General features: G+C 69.3%; 20 protein-coding genes. 9 read left to right on the top strand and 11 right to left on the bottom strand.

Translation table 11 applies throughout. From position 1 onward, the window contains the following. Positions 1–58: 58 nt before the first annotated feature. Both fusA and HUW10_RS13735 read right to left on the bottom strand, forming a co-directional pair. Positions 59–2,146, bottom strand: coding sequence for an elongation factor G (gene fusA, locus HUW10_RS13730; RefSeq protein ID WP_174504015.1), 2,088 nt, complete (start codon positions 2,144–2,146; stop codon positions 59–61). A gap of 226 nt (positions 2,147–2,372) precedes the next feature. Then, entirely contained in the window at positions 2,373–3,620 is a 1,248-nt protein-coding gene (locus HUW10_RS13735; RefSeq protein ID WP_236656396.1) for a D-alanyl-D-alanine carboxypeptidase family protein, read from the bottom strand. Positions 3,621–3,788: 168 nt separating this feature from the next. On the opposite strand from HUW10_RS13735, the gene lepB reads away from it, so the two are divergent. The 3 genes from lepB to era are packed head-to-tail and all read left to right on the top strand — an operon-like array spanning position 3,789 to position 6,093. Beyond that, positions 3,789–4,547, top strand: a complete 759-nt coding sequence (gene lepB / locus HUW10_RS13740; RefSeq protein WP_174504017.1) for a signal peptidase I — start codon at positions 3,789–3,791, stop codon at positions 4,545–4,547. Next, positions 4,544–5,209, top strand: a complete 666-nt coding sequence (gene rnc / locus HUW10_RS13745; RefSeq protein WP_174504018.1) for a ribonuclease III — start codon at positions 4,544–4,546, stop codon at positions 5,207–5,209. The genes lepB and rnc overlap by 4 nt, the downstream gene beginning before the upstream one ends. Beyond that, on the top strand, positions 5,206–6,093 hold the full coding sequence (gene era, locus HUW10_RS13750) for a GTPase Era (RefSeq protein ID WP_174504019.1): 888 nt from the start codon (positions 5,206–5,208) through the stop codon (positions 6,091–6,093). The genes rnc and era overlap by 4 nt, the downstream gene beginning before the upstream one ends. A gap of 38 nt (positions 6,094–6,131) precedes the next feature. Here era and HUW10_RS13755 read toward each other — a convergent pair whose 3' ends face one another. The 7 genes from HUW10_RS13755 to HUW10_RS13785 form a co-directional block, all read right to left on the bottom strand. Continuing rightward, entirely contained in the window at positions 6,132–7,250 is a 1,119-nt protein-coding gene (locus HUW10_RS13755; RefSeq protein WP_174504020.1) for an acyl-CoA dehydrogenase family protein, read from the bottom strand. 10 nt (positions 7,251–7,260) lie between these two features. After that, a complete protein-coding gene (pimC, locus tag HUW10_RS13760; protein ID WP_174504021.1) occupies positions 7,261–8,472 on the bottom strand; it encodes a pimeloyl-CoA dehydrogenase large subunit in 1,212 nt (403 codons plus the stop codon). Positions 8,473–8,586: 114 nt separating this feature from the next. Beyond that, positions 8,587–10,290 carry an AMP-binding protein gene (locus HUW10_RS13765; protein ID WP_174504022.1) on the bottom strand — a complete coding sequence of 568 codons (1,704 nt, stop codon included), beginning with the start codon at positions 10,288–10,290 and terminating at the stop codon, positions 8,587–8,589. Then, positions 10,287–12,383: a 3-hydroxyacyl-CoA dehydrogenase NAD-binding domain-containing protein gene (locus tag HUW10_RS13770; RefSeq protein WP_174504023.1), complete on the bottom strand. Its 2,097-nt coding sequence runs from the start codon at positions 12,381–12,383 to the stop codon at positions 10,287–10,289. Before HUW10_RS13770 ends, HUW10_RS13765 begins: the two co-directional genes overlap by 4 nt. Positions 12,384–12,517: 134 nt before the next feature. Next, positions 12,518–13,516, bottom strand: a complete 999-nt coding sequence (locus HUW10_RS13775; RefSeq protein WP_174504024.1) for an ABC transporter substrate-binding protein — start codon at positions 13,514–13,516, stop codon at positions 12,518–12,520. Beyond that, positions 13,516–14,889 carry a tetratricopeptide repeat protein gene (locus HUW10_RS13780; protein WP_174504025.1) on the bottom strand — a complete coding sequence of 458 codons (1,374 nt, stop codon included), beginning with the start codon at positions 14,887–14,889 and terminating at the stop codon, positions 13,516–13,518. Before HUW10_RS13780 ends, HUW10_RS13775 begins: the two co-directional genes overlap by 1 nt. Continuing rightward, a complete protein-coding gene (locus HUW10_RS13785; protein ID WP_236656397.1) occupies positions 14,886–16,763 on the bottom strand; it encodes a tetratricopeptide repeat-containing sulfotransferase family protein in 1,878 nt (625 codons plus the stop codon). The genes HUW10_RS13780 and HUW10_RS13785 overlap by 4 nt, the downstream gene beginning before the upstream one ends. A gap of 132 nt (positions 16,764–16,895) precedes the next feature. Here HUW10_RS13785 and mbfA point away from each other — a divergent pair, with 132 nt between their 5' ends. Beyond that, positions 16,896–17,852: an iron exporter MbfA gene (gene mbfA, locus HUW10_RS13790; protein WP_174504027.1), complete on the top strand. Its 957-nt coding sequence runs from the start codon at positions 16,896–16,898 to the stop codon at positions 17,850–17,852. A 31-nt stretch (positions 17,853–17,883) separates the two neighbouring features. Then, complete coding sequence (locus tag HUW10_RS13795; protein WP_174504028.1) at positions 17,884–18,840, top strand: nitronate monooxygenase family protein; 957 nt, start codon at positions 17,884–17,886, stop codon at positions 18,838–18,840. A 7-nt stretch (positions 18,841–18,847) separates the two neighbouring features. On the opposite strand, the gene HUW10_RS13800 is transcribed toward HUW10_RS13795, so the two are convergent. Then, positions 18,848–19,513, bottom strand: coding sequence for a glutathione S-transferase (locus HUW10_RS13800; protein WP_174504029.1), 666 nt, complete (start codon positions 19,511–19,513; stop codon positions 18,848–18,850). Beyond that, a complete protein-coding gene (locus HUW10_RS13805) occupies positions 19,510–20,343 on the bottom strand; it encodes a folate-binding protein YgfZ (RefSeq protein WP_174504890.1) in 834 nt (277 codons plus the stop codon). The genes HUW10_RS13800 and HUW10_RS13805 overlap by 4 nt, the downstream gene beginning before the upstream one ends. A gap of 48 nt (positions 20,344–20,391) precedes the next feature. On the opposite strand from HUW10_RS13805, the gene HUW10_RS13810 reads away from it, so the two are divergent. The 4 genes from HUW10_RS13810 to HUW10_RS13825 are packed head-to-tail and all read left to right on the top strand — an operon-like array spanning position 20,392 to position 25,380. Then, positions 20,392–21,288, top strand: coding sequence for a glycosyltransferase family 9 protein (locus HUW10_RS13810; RefSeq protein WP_174504030.1), 897 nt, complete (start codon positions 20,392–20,394; stop codon positions 21,286–21,288). Beyond that, the gene (locus HUW10_RS13815) at positions 21,285–22,310 is read left to right on the top strand and encodes a glycosyltransferase (RefSeq protein WP_174504031.1); all 1,026 of its coding nucleotides are present in this window, start codon (positions 21,285–21,287) and stop codon (positions 22,308–22,310) included. The genes HUW10_RS13810 and HUW10_RS13815 overlap by 4 nt, the downstream gene beginning before the upstream one ends. Continuing rightward, positions 22,310–24,055 carry an asparagine synthase (glutamine-hydrolyzing) gene (asnB, locus tag HUW10_RS13820; RefSeq protein WP_174504032.1) on the top strand — a complete coding sequence of 582 codons (1,746 nt, stop codon included), beginning with the start codon at positions 22,310–22,312 and terminating at the stop codon, positions 24,053–24,055. The genes HUW10_RS13815 and asnB overlap by 1 nt, the downstream gene beginning before the upstream one ends. Continuing rightward, positions 24,052–25,380: a dihydroorotase gene (locus tag HUW10_RS13825; protein ID WP_174504033.1), complete on the top strand. Its 1,329-nt coding sequence runs from the start codon at positions 24,052–24,054 to the stop codon at positions 25,378–25,380. The genes asnB and HUW10_RS13825 overlap by 4 nt, the downstream gene beginning before the upstream one ends. Positions 25,381–25,476 lie beyond the last annotated feature (96 nt).

A 25,476-nucleotide genomic window follows, 5' to 3' on the forward strand; every position in this document is an offset into this window, starting at 1 on the left:
GTTCGGCAGGCTTCAGGCGACTGGCGCCCTTTCGGGCGCCCTGTTTAGCCGCGTTGGATCAGGCGCTTTTGGCCATGATTTCTTCCGCGATGTTGCGCGGCACCGGATCGTAGTGGTGGAATTGCATGGTGAAGGAGGCGCGGCCCTTGGTCATCGAACGCAGGTTCGAGATGTAGCCGAACATTTCCTTCAGCGGCACCTGGGCGCGGACGATGACGGTCGATCCCGAGCTTTCCTGGTTCTGGATCATGCCGCGGCGGCGGTTGAGGTCGCCCACGACGTCGCCGACATGGTCCTGCGGCGTGGTGATCTCGACATCCATGATCGGCTCGAGAATGACCGGGCTGGCCTTCTTCATGCCTTCGCGGAAGCAGGCCTTGGCGGCGATTTCGAAGGCGAGCGCCGAGGAGTCGACATCGTGGTACTTGCCGTCGACCAGGGTGTATTTGAAGTCCACGGTCGGGAAGCCGGCGAGGACGCCGGTGTCGGCCTGGATGCGGATGCCCTTTTCGACCGCCGGGATGTATTCCTTCGGCACGGTGCCGCCGACCACCGAGTTCTCGAACTGGATGCCCTCGTTACGCTCCAGCGGCTGGAACACGATCTTGACTTCGGCGAACTGGCCCGAACCGCCCGACTGCTTCTTGTGGGTGTAGGTTTCGGTGTGCTCGCGGGTGATCGTTTCGCGATAGGCGACCTGCGGCGCGCCGACATTGGCCTCGACGCCGTATTCGCGCCGCAGCCGGTCGATGATGATGTCGAGATGCAGCTCGCCCATGCCGGAGAGGATGGTCTGGCCGGTTTCCTGGTCCGTCTTGAGGCGAAGCGAGGGATCCTCGCCGGCGAGCTTCTGCAGCGCCAGCGTCATCTTCTCGACGGCGTCCTTGGTCTTGGGTTCGACCGAGATGTCGATAACCGGAACCGGGAAGGCCATGCGCTCCAGCACCACCGGATCTTCCGCGGAGGCCAGCGTGTCGCCGGTGCCGGTATCCTTCAGCCCGACGAAGGCGGCGATGTCGCCAGCCTGGACTTCCTTGACCTCTTCGCGCTTGTCGGCGTGCATCTGGAACATGCGGCCGACGCGTTCCTTGTGCCCCTTGGTGGTGTTGAGCACCGTGTCACCCGAACGCAGCGTGCCGGCATAGACGCGGACGAAGGTCAGCGTGCCGTACTTGTCGTTGATGATCTTGAAGGCGAGGCCGGCGAAGGGGGCTTCCGGATTGGCCGGGATCACGCGGCGCTCGACCGAGGGGTCTTCCTCCTCGCCTTCCGGCGGGGCGACCTTGATGCCCTCGATGTCGATCGGGCTCGGCAGGTAGTCGAGCACGCCGTCGAGCAGCGGCTGCACGCCCTTGTTCTTGAAGGCGGTGCCGCACAGCACCGGGCGGAACGCGCCCGAGATGGTGCCGGTCTTGATGGCGCGCTTCAGGGTCTCGACGCTGACGTCGCCCTTCTCGAAATATTCCTCCATGCCGGCATCGTCGACCGCGAGCGCGGTGTCGAGCAGGGTCTGGCGGTGTTCCTTGGCCTTCTCCAGCAGGTCGGCCGGGATTTCCTCGTCATGGAACTTCGCGCCGAGCTCGCCGCCTTCCCAGACGATCGCCTTCATCTCGACGAGGTCGACCACGCCGATGAACTGGTCCTCGATGCCGATCGGCAGCTGCAGCGGCAGCGCCACGATGTCGAGCTTCTCCTTCAGCGTGTCGAACGCGCGGTAGAAATCGGCGCCGGTGCGGTCGAGCTTGTTGATGAAGATGATGCGGGGCACGTTGTAGCGGTCGGCAAGGCGCCAGTTGGTTTCGGACTGCGGCTGCACGCCGGCCACGCCCTCGATGATGAACACCGCGCCGTCGAGCACGCGCAGCGAACGGTTCACCTCGATGTTGAAGTCGATATGGCCCGGGGTGTCGATGATGTTGATGCGGTGGTCTTTCCACTCGCAGGTCACCGCGGCGGAGGTGATGGTGATGCCGCGCTCACGCTCCTGCGCCATGTAGTCGGTCGTGGTGTTGCCGTCGTGGACTTCGCCGATCTTGTGCGACACGCCCGTGTAATAGAGGATGCGCTCGGTGGTCGTGGTCTTGCCCGCGTCGATATGTGCGGTGATGCCGATATTCCGGATCTTGGCAAGCTGGGTGCCGGACATGCAGTCTCTCCAGGGTGGGCTGTCCAGGATACAGCGAACAGCGTTGACAACGAAAAACGGGCGCGACCGCCGGACTGTTCTCCGGCAATCCACCCGATTGCGACCGGCTTTCGACCAATCTTCGGCCGCATAATGGCAAGCGGCACCGGATTTTGCAAGCCGCCGCCCGCCGTTTCGCGAGCGGAAGCCGCAAAGGTGCGGCTCCGGCCGAACGACCGGAGTGCGGTTACAGTGCTGCCTTCAGCCGGCGCATCATCCGGGTCATGAAGCTGGCCCGCGGATCGTCCGCCAGCGCCACGGCGGGAACGGTGGCCAGGGTCTTGCCCTCGGCGGTTACGGTGATGGTGCCGACCTGTTGCCCGCGATGCACGCCTCCCGCCGGCGGCGGATCGAGTGTCACGCTGGTTTTCAGCGTTTTCGCCGCCAGAACCGGCAGCGTCATCGACACGTCGTGCCCCGGCCCGACAGCAACGCTGGTGGTGCGATAGAGCGGCGCCTTCAGCGTGCCCACCGGCTTGCCGGCGGTGACGATCGTGGCGTTGGTGTAGAACTGGTAGCCGTAATCGAGCAGGGACTCGATGTCGTGGGTGCTGACCGACCAGTTCGGGCCGCCGAGCACCACGGCGATCAGGCGCCGCCCGTTGCGCAGCGCGGTGGCGTCGATGCAATGGCCGGCCTCGTTGGTGCGGCCGGTCTTCAGCCCGTCCACCGTCGGGTCGTGAAACAGGACCGGGTTCCAGCTGCGCTGGCGGATCTTGTCGAAGGTGAAGTGTTTCTTGACCGATATCTTGAGGAATTGCGGATAGGTGCGGACGATGTCGCGCGACAGGGTCGCGACATCCATCGCCGATGTGCGCAGGTCCGGGTCGGGCAGGCCATCGACATTTGTATAATGCGTCGCCTTCAGGCCGAGCGCCTTGGCCTCGTGGTTCATCAGGCCGACGAACCCGCCGCGGCTGCCGGCAACCGCCTGGGCGAGCGCCACGGCGGCATCGTTGCCCGAATCGATGATGAGCCCGTGCAGCAGCTGGTCCACCGTCACCGACATGGCCGGCGAGATGAACATGCGCGAGCCGCCGGTGTGCCAGGCGGTGGCGCTGACCGGCACGGTCTGGTCCATCTTCAACGCGCCGCGGGTCACGGCCTGATAGGTGAGATAGGCGGTCATCAGCTTGGTCAGGCTGGCGGGCGGCCAGGGCTGGTCCGGCGCCTTGGCGGCGATCACCGCACCGGTATCGGCATCCATCAGCACATAGGCCGCCTGCTGCGGCAGCTCGGGCGGCTGTGGCACGCCCGCGACGGCGAGCGGCGCGACCGGCGGTGGGCCGGCATCCTGCTGCGGCACCGCGGCGGCGGCGGCGGCATGGTGTGCCGGGCGGTGTGCCGGGCCCTTGTGCCGCGTGACCGTGTGGCCGGCGGCAAGGGAGGTGGTGGAAAGGAGGGCGAACGTCAGGCACAAAAGGCGGCGCTTCATGGCTGCGGGAGTCCGGTCTGTTGGCATATCGAGAGCCATACAATCGCGGGCCATGCCGTGGCAAATCGCGAGGTCGTGCGAGGCGTTCACGCCGCTGTCAGGACCGGTTCCTTGACTTCGCGCCCCCCGCACGGTTGAACCGGGCGGAACATTTCAGAACGGTTGGACATGGCGCAGACGAAGGATACGGTCGCAGGCTCGGTCAGGGAGTGGGTTGTCACGATCGTTTATGTCGTGGTGATCGCCGTGTTCATCCGCTCCTTCCTGTTCGAGCCGTTCTTCATTCCCTCCGGCAGCCTGACGCCGACGCTGCTGCCCGGCGATTTCGTGCTGGTGACCAAGTGGAACTACGGCTATTCGCGCTGGTCCTTCCCGTTCGGCGAGCCGGACTTCAAGGGGCGGATCTTCGGCTCGCTGCCGAAGCAGGGGCAGATCGCGGTGTTCGCCCTGCCGCGCGATCCGGCCGTCGACTACATCAAGCGGGTGATCGGCGAGCCGGGCGACTCCGTGCAGGTGACCGACGGGCAGCTTTACATCAACGGGCACGAGGTGCCCCGCACCTCGGCCGGGACCTATATCGAGACCCCGCTCGATTCCGGCGAGGGCGTGCCGGTCAGCGTGCGGCTCTATCGCGAGCACCTGCCGGATGGCGTCACCCATCTGATCGCCAAGGAAACCAGCCAGGGCTTTGCCAACAACACGCCGGTCTATCACGTGCCGGCTGACCATCTGTTCATGATGGGCGACAATCGCGATTTCTCCGAGGATTCGCGCTATCTCGACGCCGTCGGCTACGTGCCGCTGGCGAATTTCGTCGGCCGGGCGCGGATCATCTGGTTCTCCATCCGGCTCGATCATCCGTGGTGGGCGTTCTGGTACTGGCCGGTCGATATCCGCTGGGACCGGCTGTTCACGGTCATCCATTGAACGAGGCGGCGGAGGCGCTGCTCGGGCATCGCTTCGCGCGGCCTGACCTGCTTGCCCAGGCCCTCACCCATCGCTCCGCCGTCGGGCAGGGTGGCCTCGGATCGAACGAACGGCTGGAATTCATTGGCGACCGCGTGCTGGGCCTGCTGATCGCGGAATGGCTGATCGAGCGGTTTCCGCATGAGCGCGAGGGTGGGCTGGGGCCGCGGCTGGCACATCTCGTCTCCCGCCAGTCGCTTGCGGAGATTGCCGAGCATGGCGGGATTGCCGGGCTGCTCTCGGTCTCGCCGGGGGAGAGCCGGCGCGGGGTGCGCAACCGCGCGACCGTGCTGGCCGATGCGCTGGAAGCGCTGATCGGCGCGCTCTATCTCGATGGCGGGCTGGAGCCGGCGCGCCTGTTCATCCGCCGCATCTTCGCACCCCGGATCGACGGGCAGCCGAGCGCCCCGCCCAAGGACCCGAAGACCGCGCTGCAGGAATATGCGCTGGCGCGCGGGCCGGTTCTGCCGGCCTATGAGCTGGTGGAGCGGACCGGCCCCTCGCACGCGCCGCGCTTTCGCATCCGCGTGACGGTCGAGGGACGCTCGGCCGAGGGACTCGCCGGAACCAAGCGCGAGGCGGAGCAGATCGCCGCGCGCGACCTGCTGGAGCAACTGCAATGACGACCCGCTGTGGTTATGTCGCCCTTCTCGGACGGCCGAATGCCGGCAAGTCCACCCTGCTGAACCAGGCGGTCGGCGCCAAGGTGTCGATCGTGACACCCAAGGCGCAGACCACGCGGTTTCGCATTTCCGGCATCGTCATGCGCGGTGGCGACCAGATCGTGCTGGTCGACACGCCGGGCATCTTCGCGCCGAAGCGGCGGCTCGACCGTGCAATGGTCGCCGCGGCGTGGGAGGGCGTGGCCGGCGCCGATCTCGCCTGCCTGATCGTCGATGCGGCGAAGGCGGACCCGGACGATCTCGCCGAGCCGATCGAGGCGCTCGCCGCGACCGGGCGGCCACGCTGGCTGATCCTCAACAAGATCGACCTGCTGCCGCGCGACAGGCTGCTGCCGCTGGCCGAAACGCTGGCGCGCCAGGGCGGGTTCGCGGAAGTGTTCATGATCAGCGCGCTGAAGCGCGACGGCGTCGATCGCCTGCTCGACGCGCTGGCCGCGGCAATGCCCGAGGGCCCGCATCTCTACCCCGAGGACGAGCTGACCGACCAGACCGAGCGGATGCTCGCCGCCGAGCTGGTGCGCGAGCAGATCTTTCTCCAGCTGCGCGACGAGGTGCCTTACGGCGCCTCGGTCGAGACCGAGAGTTTCAGCGAGCGGAAGGACGGATCGGTGCGGATCGACGTCACGGTCTATGTCGCGCGCGCCGGCCACAAGAAGATCGTGCTCGGCGAGGGCGGGGCGCGCATCAAGTCGATCGGGTCGCGGGCGCGGCGGGATCTCGAGCGCCAGCTGGAGCGGCGGGTGCACCTGTTTCTCAACGTCAAGGAACGCCCGGGCTGGGACGAGGAGGCCGCGCGGCTGCGCGCCCTCGGCCTCGATGGCTAAACACCGGCGCCGGGTTGGCCCGGCGCCGGTTCAGAACATCAGGCGGCGAGCCGGCGGCGATGGTGATCGGCGTTGCCGAACATCGTGTCGATCATCGTCAGCCGCTTGAAGTAGTGGCCGGCCTTGTATTCCATCGTCATCGCGATGCCGCCATGCAGCTGGACCGCCTGCTGGCCGACGAAGTGCAGCGCCTTGCCCACCCCGGCCTTGGCCAGCGCCATCGCCTTGCCGCGCGCCTCGGCATCGTCGTCGGCGGCCGAGAGGGCGGCAAAGATGGCAAGGCTGCGCGCCTGTTCCAGCGCCACATACATGTCCACGGCGCGGTGCTGCAGCGCCTGGAAGACGGCAATCGCCACCCCGAACTGCTTGCGCTGCTTCATGTAGTCGACGGTCAGTGCGACCAGGGCCTCCATCGCGCCCACCGCCTCGGCGCAGAGGGCGGCGATCGTCTCGTCGCGCGCGCGCTCCAGCACCGCGAGATCGCCGATCTGCCGCGCCGCCGGAACCCGCACGCTGGCGAGCGAGATTTCCGCGCCGCGCAGCAGGTCCTGCATCGGATAGCCTCGGCGGGAGACGCCTTCGGCCTTCGCATCGACCAGGAACAGGCCGATCCCGTCGCGGTCGCGCCTTCTGCCCGAGAGGCGGGCGCTGACGATCAGCCAGTCCGCCGTGTCGCCACCGAGGACCACCGACTTCTCGCCCTCGAGGATGAAGTGATCGCCGTCGCGCTTCGCGGTGGTGGTCACGTCTTCGAGGTCGTGGCGGGAACTGCGCTCGGTATGGGCGACGGCGACGATCGTCTCGCCGGCGGCAAGTGCTGGAACCACCTCGTCCCTCACCGCCGCGCTCGAGCCGTGGCGGAGGACGGCGCCGGCGAAGATGATCGCGGCGAGATAGGGTTCGAGGGCCAGCGCCTTGCCGATCTCCTCCATGACGATCATGGTCTCGACCGGCCCGCCGCCGAAGCCGCCCTGCGCCTCGTCGAAGGGCAGGGCGAGCAGCCCGGCCTCGGCATATTCGGCCCAGACCGCGCGGTCGAACCCTTCGGGAAGTTTCGCATAGGCCTTGCGCTTTTCGAAATCGGCGTAGCGGCTGGCGAAAAGCTTGCCGACACTGTCGCGCAGCAGGCGCTGTTCTTCGGTGAAATCGAAATCCATTGTCTTGTCCTCAGAACCCCAGGATCGCCTTGGCGATGATGTTGCGCTGGATCTCGTTCGAGCCGCCGTAGATCGAGATCTTCCGCCAGTTGAAGTAGGTGGGCGCCGCCTCGGCCGCATCGTCCGGCCCGATCGGCATGGCGTTGCCGTCGTCATCCGGATCGGTCGAGCCCTGGAATGGCATGGCGAGCGGGCCGACGACGTCGAGCAGCAGCTCGGTCGTCGCCTGCTGGATTTCCGAACCCTTGATCTTGAGGATCGAGGATTTCGGGTCCGGCCGGCCATGCTTGCCCGATTTGCGCGCTTCGGCGAGGACGCGGAGCTGGGTGATTTCCAGCGCCTTGAGATCGATCTCGACATCCGCGAGCTTCTCGCGGAACCAGGGCGCGTCGATCAGCCTGGCATCGCCGGCGCGCTCGATCGCGGCGAGTTCGCGGATGCGGCGCAGGCGCTGCTTCGAGGCGCCGACGCGGGCGATGCCGGTGCGCTCGTTGCCGAGCAGGAACTTCGCATAGTCCCAGCCCTTGTTCTCCTCGCCGACGAGGTTTTCCGCCGGCACCTTCACCTCGTCGAACCAGACCTCGTTCACCTCGTGCCCGCCATCGATCAGCTGGATCGGCCGGACGGTGATGCCGGGGGTCTTCATGTCGACAAGGATGAAGGAAATGCCTTGCTGCTTCTTCTCCGCCCCCGGATTGGTGCGGGCGAGGACGAAGATCCAGTCGGCGTATTGCGCAAGGGTCGTCCAGGTCTTCTGGCCGTTGATGATGTAGTGATCGCCCTCGCGGCGGGCCGTCGTCTTGAGGCCGGCGAGGTCCGATCCCGCGCCCGGCTCGGAGAAGCCCTGGCACCACCAGATGTCGAGATTCGCCGTGGCCGGCAGGAATTTCCGCTTCTGCTCGTCATTGCCGAAGGTCGCGATCACCGGGCCGACCATGGAGACGTTGAAGGGCAGCGGGCTCGGCGCGGGGGCCGATTGCAGCTCGTCGAGCAGGATGAATTCCTGCACCGGGCTCCAGTCCCGCCCGCCCCAGGCGCGCGGCCAGTGCGGCACCGCCCAGCCTTTCGCGTTGAGCTTGCGCTGCCAGTCGATAATATCCTGCTTGCCGATCTCGCGTCCCTCGATCAGGCGCTTGCGCACCTCTGCGGGTAGGTTGTCGCGGATGAAGGCGCGCACCTCGTCGCGGAACGCGATTTCCTCGGGCGAAAAGCTGAGTTCCATGGCGCTCTCCTCAGTTGTTCGTGATATGGCCGGCGGCCGATTTGCGGCTGCCGGTGCTGGTGTCGGTGCGGTTGTCGGGCCGCCCGCGCGGAGCGGCGGCGATGGAAACCGGGCTCATGACGCCGCCGCACTGGAAGCCCTGGCGGCCGCGTGGGCGTCGCGTTCCTCTGCTGCGAGTTCCTTGCGCGAAAACTTGCCGACCGATGTCTTCGGCAGGGTCTCGCGGAATTCGAGGGCGGCGGGCAGTTCGTGCTTGCCGAGCTTGTCGGCAAGGAAGTCGCGCAGCGACTCGATCGTGAATTCCGCAGCACCCGGCTTCAGCGTTATGAAAGCCTTGGCCGACTGGCCGCGATAGTCATCCGGCACGCCGACGACGATGACCTCGGCGACATCGGGATGTTCGTAGATCGCGCTCTCGATCACGGTCGGGTAGACGTTGAAGCCGCCCGAGAGGATCATGTCCTTCTTGCGGTCGACGAGAAAGACCATGCCGTCCTCGTCGATATAGCCGACATCGCCGGTCAGGAAATGGCCGTCGACGAAACTGCGGGCGGTTTCCTCGGGGTTTTGCCAGTAGCCGATGAAGGTGTTGGGCGAGCGGATGCGGATTTCGCCGGTTTCGCCATAGGGCAGCACGCGGGATGGATCGTCGAGGGCGACGACGTCGAGCTTGATGCCGGGCAGCGGCATGCCGGCGGAGCCGAACTTGAACAGCCCGTCGAGCAGGTTGCCGGTGCCGGCCGAGGCGGTTTCGGTCATGCCCCAGCCGCCGCCGAGGCGCATGCCGGTCAGCCGCTCGAAGCGCTGCCCGATTTCCACCGGCAGCGGCGCGCCGCCCGAGCCGACGAGGCGGAGCGACGAGAGATCCCGCCGATCGAGATCCGGCACGTTGGCGAGCGCGATCCACATCGTCGGCACGCCGGGAAAATAGCTCGCCTTCTTCACCTCGATGTCGCGCAGCGTGGTTTCGGCATCGAATTTCAGCCGCAGCAGCAGCGTCGATCCGCGCGAGAGCTGCAACAGGCAGAGCACGACCAGCGCGTAGATATGGAACAGCGGCAGCACGCAGATCGCGCGGAATTTCTGCCCCGGCGGGAAGCGGTTCTGGCCGTCGAAGAAGGTGGCGTAGATCGCCACCGCCGCCCGCAGCGTCGCGTGCGTGTGCATCGCCCCCTTGGGCAGGCCGGTGGTGCCGCCGGTATATTGCAGCAGCGCGAGATCGCCCGGCGCGATGGCGGGCGGCTCGAATTCGAACGCCCGTCCCCGCGCGCGCAGGGCATCGAGCGTCATCACCCGCGGATCGCCGGTCGGGATCGGCGGGTGCGCCATGCCGGGGATCTCGCCGAACGCCGCGTCATCGGCGACGACGAGGCGCTCGACATGGCCGGCATCGAGCAGTTTCAGCGCCATGCCGAGCATCGCGCCGAGATTGGTCGTCACCAGCGTGCGCGCGCCGGAATCGTGCAGCTTGTGGGCAAGCTCGCGCTCCGCATCCAGCGGCGAGAGATGCGCGACCACGAGCCCCGCCGTCAGCGCGCCGTAGAAGCAGAACGGGTGCGCCGGCACGTTCGGCAGATAGAGCGCGATGCGCTCGCCCTTCGCGTGGCCGAGCGAGGCGAGCCCGGCGGCAACCTCGCCGATGGCGATGCCAAGCTCGGCGAAGCCGGTTTCACGATCGCGATAGTCCAGCGCGGGCTGGGCTGCGTTTTCAGCGACGCTGCGCGCGATCATGGCCGGGATCGTCTCGGCCGGGATGTCGATATCCCAGCCGAGACCGGGCGGATAATTCCGCTCCCACGGGAACGGCCGGGCGCTCATGACGCGGCTTTCGCGTCCTGGGCGAAATCCGCGAACCCCTGGCCTTCCGCCGCGAGGTGACGCAGCAGGGCGCAGGGGGCGAGCGTTTCGTCGCCCACCGCCTTGGCGTAGTGTTCGAGCCGGGCGGCGATTTCCTTCAGCCCGACGAGATCGGCATGGAAGCACGGCCCGCCGCGCCAGACCGGCCAGCCATACCCATAGATCCAGACGACATCGACATCGGACGGACGGATGGCGATGCCTTCCTCGAGGATGCGGGCTGCCTCGTTGATCATCGGGTAGGTCATGCGTTCGAGGATTTCCTGGTCGGAAATCGCCCGCCGGGTGATGCCGAGGGCTGCCGCCTTTTCACTGATCAGCGCCTCGACCTCGGGGTCGGGCGTCGGCACCCGGCTGCCGTTCTCATAGATGTAGTAGCCGCGGCCGGTCTTCTGGCCGAAGCGGCCCATCTCGCACAGCGCGTCCGACACCGGTGCTGTGGCGCCGCGATGCTTGCGGATCCGCCAGCCGACATCGAGCCCGGCCAGATCGCCCATGGCGAACGGACCCATCGGGAAGCCGAACGCCTTGACCACGGCATCGACCTGCTGCGGCAGCGCGCCTTCCAGCATCAGCCGCTCGCACTCGGTGGTGCGGCGCGCCAGCATGCGGTTGCCGACGAACCCGTCGCAATTGCCGACGACGACCGGCACCTTGCCCAGGGTCTTGCCCACCGCGATGGCGGTGGCGATCGACTGCGCGGAGCTTTCCTTGCCGCGCACGATCTCCAGCAGTTTCATCACGTTGGCCGGCGAGAAGAAATGCATGCCGAGAACGTCGCCCGGCCGCTTCGTCGCGGCGGCGATGGCGTCGACATCCAGCGTCGAGGTGTTGGTCGCGAGCAGCGCGCCTTGCCGGGCGATGCCATCGATCCGCGCGAAGACCTCCTTCTTGAGCCCGAGTTCCTCGAACACCGCCTCGATCACGATATCCGCCTCGGCCATCACGCCCCAGTCGGTGCTGCCGGAGAACAGGGCCATGCGCTTCTCGGTCGTGCCGGCGGGCAGGGCGCCGCGCTGGACCGAGACGTCGTAGGTGCTGCGCACGCGGTCGAGCCCACGGGACAGCGCCGCCTCGTCGGTCTCGACGATGGTGACCGGGATGCCCGCATTGGCGAAATTCATCGCGATGCCGCCGCCCATCGTGCCGCCGCCGATCACCACGGCGCGGCCGATTTTCGCCCCCTTCACCTCGGGACCGATGCCCGGGATTTTCTGCGCCTCGCGCTCGGCGAAGAACACATGCCGCTGGGCGCGCGACTGGTCGCCGACGACGAGGCGCATGAACGCCTGCTGCTCGGCGCGTGCTCCTTCGTCGAAGGGCAGGGTGAAGGAATTGCGCACGGCCTCGACACAGGCGGCCGGCGCCTCGACGCCCTTGAGCCGCTTCGTCGCCTCGGCGGCGGCGGCTTCGAAGGCGCCCGGATCGGCCTTGGCGGCGGCAATTTTGTCGCTGCGGTCGCGCACGCGGATGAGCCGGGTCGGGTCGATCGTATGGGCGAAATCGATGGCGCCCTGCACCGGCTCGGCGACGATCGCATCGATCAGCCCGTCCGCCAGCGCGGCCTTGGCGCCGATCATCTTCCCGGAGACGATGGCGGCCACCGCCTTTTCCGGCCCGATCAGCCGCGGCAGGCGCTGCGTGCCGCCGGCACCCGGCAGCAGGCCAAGCTTGACTTCCGGCAGGCCCATCCGCGCTGAGTCGACCGCGACGCGATAATGGCAGCCAAGTGCGAGTTCGAGCCCGCCGCCGAGCGTGGTGCCGAACAGCGCGGCAACGACCGGCTTGCGGCAATTGTCGAACCGCTCGATCACCTCGTGCAGGCCCGGCGCGCGCGGCGGCTTGCCGAATTCGGTGATGTCGGCGCCGGCCGAGAAGGTGCGACCCTTGCAGGCGAGCACGATGACCCGGACCGACGCATCCGCCTCCGCCGCCGCGAGCTGCTCGATGAGCCCGGTCCGCACGGCATGGCCGAGCGCGTTGACCGGGGGATTGTCGATCGAGATGACGGCGACGCCGTTGGCGATTTCGAGCCCGACTTTCTGCTCGCTCATGTTCCCTCCGCTTGTGTGGCCGAACCCGGCACCATTGGTTAAGCGTTTATCGCTTGCGGTCGGGGGCGATGCAAGACCCCCCCCCCAAGCCCTTCCAAGCCCTTCCAAGCCCTCCCGCGCCCGCTCTCGCCGCTTCAAAGCCCCGAGCCGACCATCTCGCGCGCGAACCAGTCGATGGCCGGCAGCGGGTCGGTCGCGATCGCGCGCGGATCGCGCGGGGCGAGACCGGCGAGGTCCGGCAGGTTTGGCGGCGGCGGCACCGCCGCATTCACCGGCCAGAAGGACGAGTCCATGTCGTCCGCCGCAAGCGCTGCGCGCTGGCCGGCGGGCGAGCAGGCAAAGGCGATGAACGCGAGGGCCGCGTGCCGCACGGCCGGTTCGAGATGTCGCGGCATCACGATCAGGCTCGGCATCAGCACGGCGGGTGCCGGGATCACGGTTTCGAGCGAGGAATCGACGCGGGAGGCGATGTGAAAGGCGACGGCGGAGCGGATCAGAGCGAGCTGGATGGCGCCGCTGCGCAGGGCCGCGACGGTGTCGGACGTGGAGGCGTAGATATGCAGTCCTGCCCCCCGGAGTGCCTTGACGAAGCCGCACCCGGCCGGCCAGCCCTGGGCGGCGAGCAGGCTGGCGAGGCCGCCCCAGGCGGCATCGTCCAGGCCCGGATCGGCCATGCCGGCAAGCCCGCGGCGGGCGGGGGCGAGCAGGTCCTGCCAGTGCGCCGGGGCGGCGAAGGGGGCGGATTTCGGCATCAGCAGCACGCCGCCGAGTTCGAGCCCGGTCGGGATCGCGCTGCCATCCGGCGGGATGAGGGCGGCGGCGCGCGGCGATAGCCCGGCCGGCACCGGCAGATGCCGCGCCAGCAACCCCCGCGCATCGAGGGCGATGGCGGTCGGCGTGCCGGTGAACCAGGCGAGCGCCCAGCGTGGGTGCGATCCCTCGTGGGCGATCCGGTCGGCAAGGCCGGTCGGCGGCGGGCGGCGGATGCGCACGGCGATGCCGGTTTGCGCGGTGAAGGCGCGGGCGACGGCGGGGGCATCATCCAGCCGCGAATACAAGGTGAGGGTCGCGGCCCGCGCGGCGAAGGGGGCGCCGAGCAGGCAGGCGAGGACAAGCGGAACGAGACGGCGCATTACAAACTCCCGGCAACCCGCTCGATCACGCCCGACCAGTCGGCCGCGCGTTCCTGGCGGAAAAGGCGCAATGACGGGTACCAAGGCGTATCCTCCCGGTCCAGCAGCCAGCGCCAGTCGGGTGTGTAGGGCAGGATGACGGAGGTGGCCACGCCGGCCGCACCCGCCAGATGGGCGACCGAGGTGTCGATCGTCACCAGCCGGTCGAGACAGTGCAGGATCGCCAGCGTATCGGTGAAATCGAGGATCGAAGGGCCGAGATTGACCAGCGGCGCGCGGCCGAAATAACCGCCCACCTCGTCGATCCGGTCGCCTTTCTGCACGGTGATGATGGCGATGTCGGGCCGGGCGAAGAGCGGTGCGTAGCGCTCCAGCCGCACCGTCCGCTTGCGGTCGTTCTTGTGAGTGGGCCGGCCGGCCCAGACCAGGCCGATGCGCTTCAGCCCCGCCGGCACCAGCGTGGCGAGGCGCTGGCGCCAGGTTTCGACCATGCGCGGGTCGGCCCGCAGATAGGGGGTTTCCGCCGGAATGGTGGCGAGCGTGGTGCCGGCGAGGCGCGGCAGGCCGGAGAGCGGCATGTATACGTCATACGCCCCGGCGGCGGCCCAGCTGCTCACGAAGCGGCCGGTTCCGGGGATCTGTCGTAGCAAGGGCTTCAGGGAGCTGTCGCAGGCGATGACGGGGTTTGGCGCGCGGGCGGCGGCCCAGGGGATGTAGCGGCCGAACTGGATGCAGTCGCCGAACCCCTGGTCGGCGACGAGCAGCAGCCGCCCATCCGGCAGCTTGCCGCCGTCCCATTGCGGCCGGTCGGTCCTGGGCAGCATCCCCTCGGCCTGTTTCAGCTCGAATCGCCGCTCGTAGCTCTCCCAGCCTTCCGCCAGCCGCCCGCCGAGCAGCAGCAGCTCGGCGCGGGCGAAATGCGCCTCGGCGAAGTCGGGCGCGAGCGCGATGGCGCGGTCCGCGGCGTCGAGGCCGGCATCCAGCTCATGGCGCTCATGGCGGATCATCGCGAGGTTGAAATGCGCGAGGTGGTCGTCCGGCGCGAGTTCGACGGCGCGCAACGCCATCGCCAGCGCGTCGTCGAGCCTGCCGGCGCTGCGATAGATGTCGCAGGCGTTGCGCGGGTAGAGTGCGACATCCGGCGCGAGGGCGAGCGAGGTCTCGATCAGCTCGATCGCCCGCGGAATGTCGCCGGCCCGATGCGCCACGATGCCGGCGATATGCAGCACGTGCGGGTGCTGCGGCGCGGCGGCTGCGGCGCGCGCGGCCAGCGTTTCGGCCTCCCGCAGCCGTCCCTCCTGCTCGAGCGCGGTGATTTCCGCCAGCACCTCGCCGACCGTGGTCTTCATCGGCCGGGGCGGGGCGGCGCTCATGCGGGTTGCATCTCCGGGGAGGCATAGCCGAGGCGCTCGATCCAGGGGGCGAGGACGGGCATGGCCTCGCCGAAGACATCGCCGAACCGGCGATGCCGGAACATCGCCCGCCGGTGCAGCGTCTCCAGCTCGGCCCTGTAGGCGGGGACGCGCGGGACGGCGCGGGGGGGTGCTGCGATCATCGAAGCGGGATCGGCTTCATGCCCGATGAAGCCGAGCACGCGAGCCAGTGTTGCTTCCGTATCGGTAACCAGATCCTCGTAGCGCACGGCGAGGTATCGCATGGTCATCTGCCCGCGCACCTGCGCGATCGCGTTCATCTGCGCGTCGTAGAGCCGGGCGATGCTGGCCAGCGTGACGCCTGCATTGCCTTCATACAGCCGGTCCTGCGCGAAGCCTGACAGCACGACGTCGAGCGGATGGCGCAGCACGTGGATCACCGGCGCATCGGCGAACAGCGTGGCGGCGAGGCCGAGCAGCCAGGGCAGGTCGGGGTGGCGGTCGGTGACGAAGCGCGCCTGCGGCCCGGCGATGCCGCCGGCGCGCAGCAGGGCGGCGTAGCGCCCGGCGAGGATGGCTGGAATGTCCCGCGCCTCGCCGGCGACCATGACATCCAGCGCGGCGGGAAAGCTGGCCCCAGGGTCGCCGAAGCTGGCGCCGCTGAAGCTTGCGACCAGCGAGGTCAGCAACCGGGCGAGGGCGGGCAGCGGCGCGCGGCTGTCGCCGGGATCGATCTCCGGGGCCTGGGCGAGCAGATGTTCGAGCAGCGACGATCCCGAGCGCGGCGTGCCCAGCAGGAAAACCGGTGTCGGGGCGTTCGCCGGCGTCCCGGCCCTTGGCAGCCCGAGCAGCCGGTCGGCCCGGAATGTGCTGCGCAGGGCGGCGAGCCGGGCTTCGAGCGGTGCCGGATCGAAGCGGCGGCCGGCCTGGTCGCGCTGGTAGGCGCGGCCGGCCTGATAGGCCGACCAGGCCTCGTCGTGCCGGCCGAGGCGTTCGAGCGCGCGGCCGCGCAGGACGAGTTCGGTCGTCATCAGCGGCTGCGGCGCGATCCGGGCCTCGGTGGCGGCGATCCGCTCCAGCACGGCCCCGGCATCCCCCGCGCGCAGCCTGACGAGATCGAGCAGGACGGCGAGGCTGCGATTGTCGGGGTCGGCCGCCACGGCCTCGGCGGCGAGTGCTGCCGCTTCGTCCAGCCGGCCGCGCCCCGCCTCGACCTGCGCGAGACCGCCAATGCTGCGCGGGGTGCGGGCGACGCCTTGCAGCACCTGGGCGTACATCGTCGCTGCCTCGTCCAGCCGCCCCTGCTGGCGCAGATTCCAGGCGAGATTGCCGAGCAGGACCGGATTGGCGGTTTCCGACAGCGCCGCGGCGATGCGGTAATGCCGTTCGCCATAGGCGGCGCGGCCGGTTTCTGTCTGGATCAGCCCCAGCAGGTGATGCGCGGCCGGATCGCGCGGGGCGAGCTGCACCGCCCGCCGCGCCGGCGCCTCCGCCTCGGCGTGGCGGCCCGCGCTGGCCAGAAGCTGCGCATGCAGGACATGCGCAGCCGGGGTTTCGGGCGGCAGGGCGGCGAGGCGGGCCACGAGCGCAATGGCCGCCGCGCTTCGCCCTTCGGCATGGCGGATTTCATGGAGCAGCCGCAGCGCTTCGGGATGCAGCGGCGCGAGGTCGAGGATCCGGAGCACAAGTCGCTCCGCCTCGAGACGACGCCCGGCATCGGCGGCGGCGCGGGCCTGCTTCATGTGCGGTGCGACCAGCGCGTGATGCGCGGGATCCGGCGGGCCGCCCTCGTCGAGGGCGCAGCAGCGCCGCGCCCGCAGGCCCGATCCGCAGCTGCAGGGCGTCGGGTCGGGGCGTGGAACGGGCGGCGGCATCGCTGCATCCATGTTAGTATCATGCAGGGTTTGCCGAGCGGCGCAAGGCTGGAGCGCGATCGCCAATTGCAAATAAATCTCAAGTAAAACAAGGCGCTTGACCTTGTCGGACGGTGCGGCCATGTCTCGCGCATGCGCAATTTCTCAGAACTGTCGGACCGCGAAATCCTGGCCCTCGCCATCGGTGCCGAGGAAGAGGACGGCCGCATCTATGCCGATATCGCCGAATCGCTCCATGCCGATTTCCCGGCCTCGGCAAAGGTGTTTTTCGAAATGGCGGCGGAGGAGAGCGACCACCGCCGTTCGCTGATCGATCTCTACCAGCAGAAATTCGGCGACCATATCCCGCTGATCCGCCGGCAGGACATACGCGGGTTCCTCGCCCGCAAGCCGGTCTGGCAGCTGCCGAAACCCACGATCAACGACGTGCGCAAGCTGGCCGAGAGCATGGAGTCGGAAACCCAGAATTTCTACCGCCTCGCCGCCAGCCGCACGAGCGATGCCGCGACGCGCAAGCTGCTCGGCGACCTTGCCGAGGCGGAGGCGGGCCATGAGCGCCTGGCCGACCGTCTCGCCCGCGAGAACCTGACCGAAGAGGCGCGCTCCGCCGAGGACGACACGGCACGCCGCAATTTCGTGCTGCGGTTTATCCAGCCCGGTCTCGCCGGGCTGATGGATGGTTCGGTTTCCACCCTGGCGCCGGTCTTTGCCGCCGCCTTTGCCTCCGGCAGCCCGTGGCAGGCCTTCATCGTCGGCATCGCCGCCTCGCTCGGTGCCGGCATTTCGATGGGCTTTGCCGAAGCCCTGTCCGACGATGGCAGCCTGACCGGCCGCGGCTCGCCGCTGATGCGCGGCGTGATCACCGGCGCGATGACGACGTTGGGCGGGCTCGGCCACACGTTGCCGTTCCTCATTCCGAATTTCTGGACCGCGATGGTGCTGGCCTTCGCCGTCGTTGTCGTCGAACTGGCGGCGATTTCCTGGATCCGCACCAAATACATGGACACGCCGCCGCTGCAGGCCGCGCTCCAGGTCGCACTCGGCGGCGCCATCGTCTTTGCCGTGGGCGTTGCGATCGGCAGCAGTTGACGTTTAGGGAAACCCTCGGCACAGTCGGGGGATGAGCGCCGCACAGGATCTTCGAAACAGGCTGGCGATTCCGGTGATCGGGTCGCCGCTGTTCATCATCTCCAATCCGAAACTGGTCATCGCCCAGTGCATCGCCGGCATCGTCGGCTCGTTTCCGGCGCTGAACGCCCGGCCGGCCGCGCAACTCGACGAGTGGCTGGCGGAGATCACCGAAACGCTGGCGGCCTGGGACCGCGATCATCCGGATCGCAAGGCGGCGCCCTTCGCGGTCAACCAGATCGTGCATCGCTCCAATACGCGGCTGGAACAGGATCTCGAACTCTGCGTGAAATATCGCGCGCCGCTGGTGATCACCTCGCTCGGCGCGCGGCCTGAGGTGAACGAGGCGGTGCATGGCTATGGCGGCATCGTGCTGCATGACATCATCAACAACCGCTTTGCCCGCAAGGCGGTCGAGAAAGGGGCGGACGGGCTGATCGCCGTGGCCTCCGGCGCCGGCGGCCATGCCGGCACGCTCTCGCCCTTCGCGCTGGTGCAGGAGATCCGCACCTGGTTCCAGGGGCCGCTCGCTCTGTCCGGCGCGATCGCGACCGGTCGCGCCGTGCTCGCCGCCGAGGCGATGGGAGCCGATTTCGCCTATATCGGCTCGGCCTTCATCGCCACCGAGGAGGCCAATGCGGCCAGTGCCTACAAGCAGGCGATCGTCGCCAGCGGTGCGGAGGATATCGTCTACACCAATCTTTTCACCGGCGTGCACGGCAATTATCTGCGCCCGAGCATCGTCGCCGCCGGGCTCGATCCCGACGACCTGCCGCAGAGCGATGCCTCGGCGATGAATTTCCACGAGGGCGCCAAGGCCAAGGCGTGGAAGGACATCTGGGGCTCGGGGCAGGGGATCGGCGCGATCGACGCGGTGCTGCCGGCGGGCGAGCGGGTCGCGCGGCTGATCGCCGAATACCGCGCGGCGCGCGCCGCCCTGTGCGGCTGAGCGCGGCTCAGGCGAACGGGTAGGGGCCGCCGCGCTCCAGCGCCCGCTGCCAGGCCGGGCGGGCGTGGATCGCGGCGAGAAAGGCGTTGAGCCGCGGGTAATTGCCGCGCAGCAGGCCCCTGGTGTTCGCCGCCTCGATCGGGAAGCTCATCATGATGTCGGCGCCGGTCAGCGCATCGCCGGCGAACCAGGCCGAGTTGGCCAGCGCGTCTTCCCAGAGGCGGATATTGGCGCCGAGATTGGGGTCGAGAAACGCATCGCCCACCTTGTTGCCGATGGCGCGCATCAGCGGCTTGAGCACGAAGGGCGCCTGTTTGGGCATTTCGTCGAACACCAGCTTCATCACCAGGAACGGCATGGCCGAGCCCTCGGCGTGGTGCAGCCAGTACGTGTAGCGGCGCCGCTCGTCGGTTCCCTCGGGAGGAATAAGCCGCCCCTTGCCATAGGTGCCGATGAGGTATTCGACGATCGCGCCGGTCTCGGCGACGGTGATGCCGCCATCGGTGATCACGGGCGACTTGCCAAGCGGATGCACCGCGCGCAGCGATGGCGGGGCGAGTCGCGTCTTCCGGTCGCGATCGTAATGCTGCACCTCGTATTCGAGGCCGAGTTCCTCCAGCAGCCAGAGCACGCGCTGCGAGCGCGACGCTTCGAGATGATGAACGACGATCATGGGGTCGCGGTCTCCGGCAGGGTCATCCAGGATGGGATATCGGGTGTCAGCGCGATGCCGTCGAGGCACAGCTTGCTGCCCAGCGCATCGAGCCGCAGCAGCGCGAGGCCGCGCCTTCCAAGGCTGGTCCGCAGGGTGCCGACCTCGCGCTCGCCATCGGTGATCGTCCCGGCGACGGGCAGCTCGGCTTCGGCATCGACCGGGATGAGCCGGCGCTTGACCAGCCCCCGGTAGCGGGTGCGGGCGGTGAGTTCCTGCCCCATGTAGCAGCCTTTCTCCCAGTCGATCCCGTGCAGCTCGCCGAAGCCGGCTTCCATCAGCAGGGTCTTTTCCGGTTCGAGATCGTCGTGATCGGGCAGGCCGAGCGCCAGCCGGTGGGCGAGATAGGCGGGTTCATCCGCCGCCCCGGCCAGCGGCGCCGGCGCCAGTATCCGGTGGCCGGCTTCGGGCAGGCGCGGATCGGCGGCGATGATCGCGCCGGGGGGTGTAACAGGGGGCGCGCCGCCCCACGCGGCATGCACCGCGAATTCGTCCGACCGGTCCCGCAGCGTGACCTGGCTGCGCAGCCGGAAGCGCGAGAGGCGGCGGATCAGCTCCGCGACCGAAGCGCGCGGCGCCTCCAGCAGGAGCGACTCGCCCGCGGCAAGAATGAAGAATTCGGCCAGATAGCGCCCCTGCGGCGTGAGCAGGGCGGACCAGACGGCCCGGCCCGGCTCCGCCTTCGTCACGTCGTTCGACACGAGGCCCTGGAGGAAGGCGACGCGGTCGGGCCCGTCGATCCCGATCACGCCGCGCGCGGGAAGATATGCGATCGTCGTCATGACCGGGATGTGGCCCCTTGGCCGTGCGGCGGCAAGCCGTGCTACAGCCTCGACAGCATGAGAATCCTTTTCATAACCTCATCGCGCATCGGCGACGCGGTGATCGCCTCGGGTGTGATGGAGCGCATCCGGCGCGATCATCCGGGCGCGAGGCTGACGGTGGCCTGCGGCGCCGCTGCCTCCGGCGTGTTCGCGCGGCTGCCCGGGCTGGAGCGGCTGATCATTTTCGAGAAGCAGCGGCAGGATCGTCACTGGCTCTCGCTCTGGGGCCGGCTGGTGCGCGATCGCTGGGCGGTGGTGGTGGATTTTCGCGGCTCGGCGCTGGCCTACACGCTGCGCGCCGGGCGGCGGATCGTGGTGCGTGGCGGCCGGCGGCCCGGCCGGCGCTACCGGCAGATCGGCGCCTCCAGCGGGTTCGATCCGGCGCCGCTGCCGGTGGTCTGGACCGCGGCGGAGGACCGCGCCGTTGCGGCCCGATTGCTGCCCGAGGGCGCGCCGGTGCTCGGCCTCGGCCCGACCGCGAACTGGGACGGCAAGATCTGGCCGGCCGAACGCTTCGTCGCCCTGGCACGCGCGCTGGACTATCGGCGAATCGCGGTCTTTGGCGGCCCGGGCGAGGCCGAGGCGGCGCGCGCCGCCCCTGTGCTCGCGGCGCTGCCCGGCGCGATCGACCTGGTCGGTCGGGTTTCGGTGGTCGAGGCCGCCGCTTGCCTCGCCCGCTGCGCCCTGTTCGTGGGCAATGATTCCGGGCTGATGCATCTCGCCGCCGCCGCCGGCACGCCGACGCTCGGCCTGTTCGGCCGCTCCCGCGCCTCGGAATACGCGCCTGCCGGCCGTTGCGCCGGCTTCGTCGCCGCGCCGGGCCCCGAGGGCGAGGCGCCGATGGAGGGATTGGGTGTGGATGCAGTGATCGCGGCGGCGCGCGACCTCGCGGCGCGGGCGGCGGCGGCATGAGGATCGCCCAGCTGATGGCCGGAGCCGCGAATGGCGGCGCCGAACTCTTTTTCGAGCGGATGACGCTGGCGCTGCACGAGGCCGGCGCGGCGGTGCTGCCGGTGATCCGCCCCGATCCGGCGCGGATGAACCTGCTGCGCGCGGCAGGGCTCGACCCGGTCGGGCTGCGCTATGGCGGGCCGCTCGATTGTCTCACCCGCCCGCGTGCGGGGGCGGCGCTGCGCGGCTTCGGCGCCGAGGTGGCGATGGCCTGGATGAGCCGCGCCGCCTTTCACGCGCCGCGCGGCGACTGGGCGCTGGTCGGCCGGCTCGGCGGCTACTATCCGCTGAAATATTTCCGCCGCTGCGATCATCTGGTCGGCAATACGCGCGATATCGTGCGCTGGATCGGCGCGCAGGGCTGGCCGCGCGAGCGCATCGCCTACCTGCCCAATTTCGTGGCCGATTTTGCTGCCGAGACGCCGGCCGCGCGCGAGGGGCTCGGCGTGCCGGCGGGGGCACCGCTGGTTCTTGCCCTCGGCCGGCTGCACGAGGTCAAGGGATTTGACGATCTGATCCGCGCGATCGAGCCGGTCCCCGGCGCGCATCTGGTGATCGCCGGCGAGGGGCCGGAACGCGCCGCGCTGGAGGCGCTGGTCGCCGCGCGCGGGCTTGGCGGGCGGGTCCATCTCGCCGGCTGGCGGCGCGATGTCGGCGCGCTGCTGCGGGCGGCCGACCTGTTCGTCTCGTCCTCGCGCCACGAGCCGCTGGGCAACATGGTGCTGGAGGCGTTCTCCGCCGCGACGCCGGTGGTGGCGGTTGCCGCCGAGGGGCCGCGCGAAATCATCCGCGACGGGGTGGATGGTGTGCTGGTGCCGCTCGGCGACACGCAATCCCTGTCCGCCGCGATATCTGCCCAGCTCGCCGATCCGGCCCGCCGCGCCGATCTCGCCGCCGCCGGACGGGCGCGGTTCGAGGCGGAGTTCGCCGCCCCGGTCGTGATGGAAACCTGGCGTGGCTATCTCTCCGGAGTGCGGCGCTGATGTGCGGCATTGCGGGACTCGCGCTGAAGCCGGGGGCGCGGATCGCTCCGGAAACCCTCGCGGCACTCGCCCGCGCGCTGGCCCATCGCGGGCCGGATGGCGCGGGCACCCATGTCAGCGAGCGGGCGGCGCTGGTGCATACCCGTCTCGCCATCGTCGATCTCGCGACCGGCGACCAGCCGCTGTTCGGCGCCGGTGCCGCGCTGATCGGCAATGGCGAGATCTACAACAACCGCGAATTGCGCGCCGCCCTGCCGCAGATTCCCTTCCGCACCGGCAGCGATTGCGAGCCGCCGCTGCATCTCGCCCGCGCCGAGGCGGATTTCCTGCCGCTGCTGCGCGGGATGTATGCGCTCGCGATCGATGATTCCGAGCGCGGCGTGGTGATGCTGGCGCGCGATCCGTTCGGCATCAAGCCGCTCTATCGCTGCGCCGCCGAGCCGGGCACCGCCTTCGCCTCCGAGCCGCAGGCGCTGCTCGCGGCCGGGCTCGCGACGCGGCGGATCGACACCGCGCGCCTCGTCGAGCTGCTGCAACTGCAATTCACCACCGGCAACGCGACCGTTTTTTCCGGGATCGAGCGGGTGCCGCCCGGCGCGCTGCTCACCCTGCGCGATGGCGCCGAGGCGGAACTGCTTGGCCATAAGCCGATCGAGCCGGGCGAGGCGCCGCGCGACGAGGATGCGGCCCTCGTCGCGCTCGATGCCGTGCTGGCGCAATCGGTCGAGCTGCACCAGCGCAGCGACGTGCCCTATGGCATGTTCCTCTCGGGCGGGATCGACAGTGCCGCGATCCTCGCCCTGATGGCGCGGCTGAACGAGACGCCGGTGCTTGCCTTCACCGCAGGCTTCGACCGCGACACGGTGGCCGACGAGCGCGACGATGCCGAGGCGACCGCCCGCGCCGTCGGCGCCCGGCACGAGCGGATCGAGATCACCGAGGCGATGACCTGGCGGCACCTGCCCGCGATCGTCGCCGCGATGGACGATCCGGCCGCCGATTACGCAATCATCCCCACCTGGTTCCTCGCCCGCCATGCGCGCGGGAGCGTCAAGGTCGTGCTGTCCGGCGAGGGCGGGGACGAGATGTTCGCCGGCTACGGCCGCTACCGCGCGGCGGCGCGGCCCTGGCCCTTCGCCCGGCCGATGCGCGCCCGCGGTGCGTTCGACGGGCTCGACCTGCTGCGCGATCGCGGCGAGGGCTGGCGCGACGGCCTGAAGCGGGCGCGGCAGGCGGCGGAGGGCAGCTTCCTCGCCCGCGCCCAGCGCGAGGATGTGGCGACCTGGCTGCCCGACGATCTGCTGCTCAAGCTCGACCGTTGCCTGATGGCCCATGGCGTGGAGGGCCGCACGCCCTTCCTCGACCGCGAGGTGGCGCGTTTCGCCTTCGCCCTGCCGGACCGGCTGCGGGCGCGCCGGGGGCTTGGCAAATATCTGCTGCGCAAATGGCTGGAGGCGAACCTGCCGGCGGCGCGTCCCTTCGCCCGCAAGCAGGGGTTCGATGTGCCGGTCGCCGCCTGGATCGCCGGGCAGGGCCAGCGCCTCGGCGAGCTGGTCGCGCGCGCGCCGGTCATTGCCGAGGTTGCGGATCCGGCGCGGGTGCGCGACCTGTTCGGCCGCGCGGCCGACCGCCGGGCCGGCGTGGCATGCTGGCGGCTGCTGTTCCTCGCCTTGTGGCATCATCGTCACGGGCTGGGCGGCGCCGTCGATGGCGATGTGTTCGAAATACTGGGAGAACGGGCATGACCGAGCGCTACGACCTGATCATCGAGAACGGCACCCTGATCCTGCCCTGGGGCGAGGCAACGGGGCGGATCGGCGTGCGGGATGGCCGGATCGCCACCCTCGCCGCGACCGGGGATGCGGCCGAGACGATCGATGCGCGCGGCCTGCACGTGCTACCGGGGCTGATCGACCCGCATGTGCATTTCCGCGATTCCGGGAGCGGCGAGCTGCCGGCGGTCGAGACGATGGAAACCGGCACGCGCGGCGCCGTGCTCGGCGGCATCACCGCGATCTTCGACATGCCGAACACCGGCACACCGGCCACCGGACAGGCGGCGCTGGCGGCGAAACGGGACTCGCTCGCCGGGCGGGCGTGGTGCGATGTCGGCCTCTATGTCGGCGCGACGAAGGACAATATCGGCGACCTCGCCGCCCTTGAGGCCGAGCCGGGCATCTGCGCGATCAAGGTGTTCGCCGGTTCCTCGACCGGCAACCTGCTGGTCGAGGACGATGCCTCGATCGAGCGCGTGATGCGCGCCGGACGGCGGCGGATCGCCTTCCACTCCGAGGATGAATTCCGCCTGCAGGCGCGGCGCGGCGAATTTTCCACCGGCATGGCCTATGCCAACCACGCGGTCTGGCGCGATCCGGAATGCGCGGCGCTGGGGACGCGGCGGATCATGGCGCTGGCCCGCCGCACCTTCCGCCCGGCGCATATCCTGCATGTCTCGACCGAGGAGGAATTCGCCTATCTGCGCGATTTCCGCGACATCGCCAGCGTCGAGGTGCTGGTCAATCACCTGACCCAGATGGCGCCCGACGCCTATGACCGGCTCGGCGCCTATGCGGTGATGAACCCGCCGATCCGCGATCGGCGCCATGTCGAGGCGGCGTGGCGCGCGGTGGCGGATGGGCTGGTGGACACGATCGGGTCCGATCACGCGCCGCATCCGCGTGCCGCGAAGGAGCGCCCCTGGCCCGAAACCGCGGCCGGGCTGACCGGGGTGCAGACGCTGGTGCCGGTGATGCTCGACCAGGTGGCGCAGGGACGGCTGACGCTCACCCGGCTGGTCGATCTGATGGCGGCGGGGCCGGCGCGGATCTATGGCGCGGTCGGCAAGGGGCGGATCGCCGCGGGCTATGACGCCGATTTCACCCTGGTCGACCTGCGCCGCCAGCAGCGCATCGAGGCGGGCTGGCTCGCCAGCCCTTGCGGCTGGTCGCCGTTCGAGGGCGAGCGCGTCACCGGCTGGCCGGTGATGACGATCATCCGCGGTCAGGTAGCGATGCGCGACGGCGCGGTGACGGGGTCGCCCGCGGGGCGGATCGTCGCCTTCCGCTCCTGACCCGCACGGCCCGGGTCAGCGGATGCTGGCCGTCGCGATATCAAGGGGTTGGTTTCTGGCGTCGGGTGTCCAAATCCATGCTGGCCCTCGGGTCGA

Origin of the sequence: Acidiphilium sp. C61 (assembly GCF_905116885.1) — a bacterium.
Lineage (GTDB): Bacteria > Pseudomonadota > Alphaproteobacteria > Acetobacterales > Acetobacteraceae > Acidiphilium.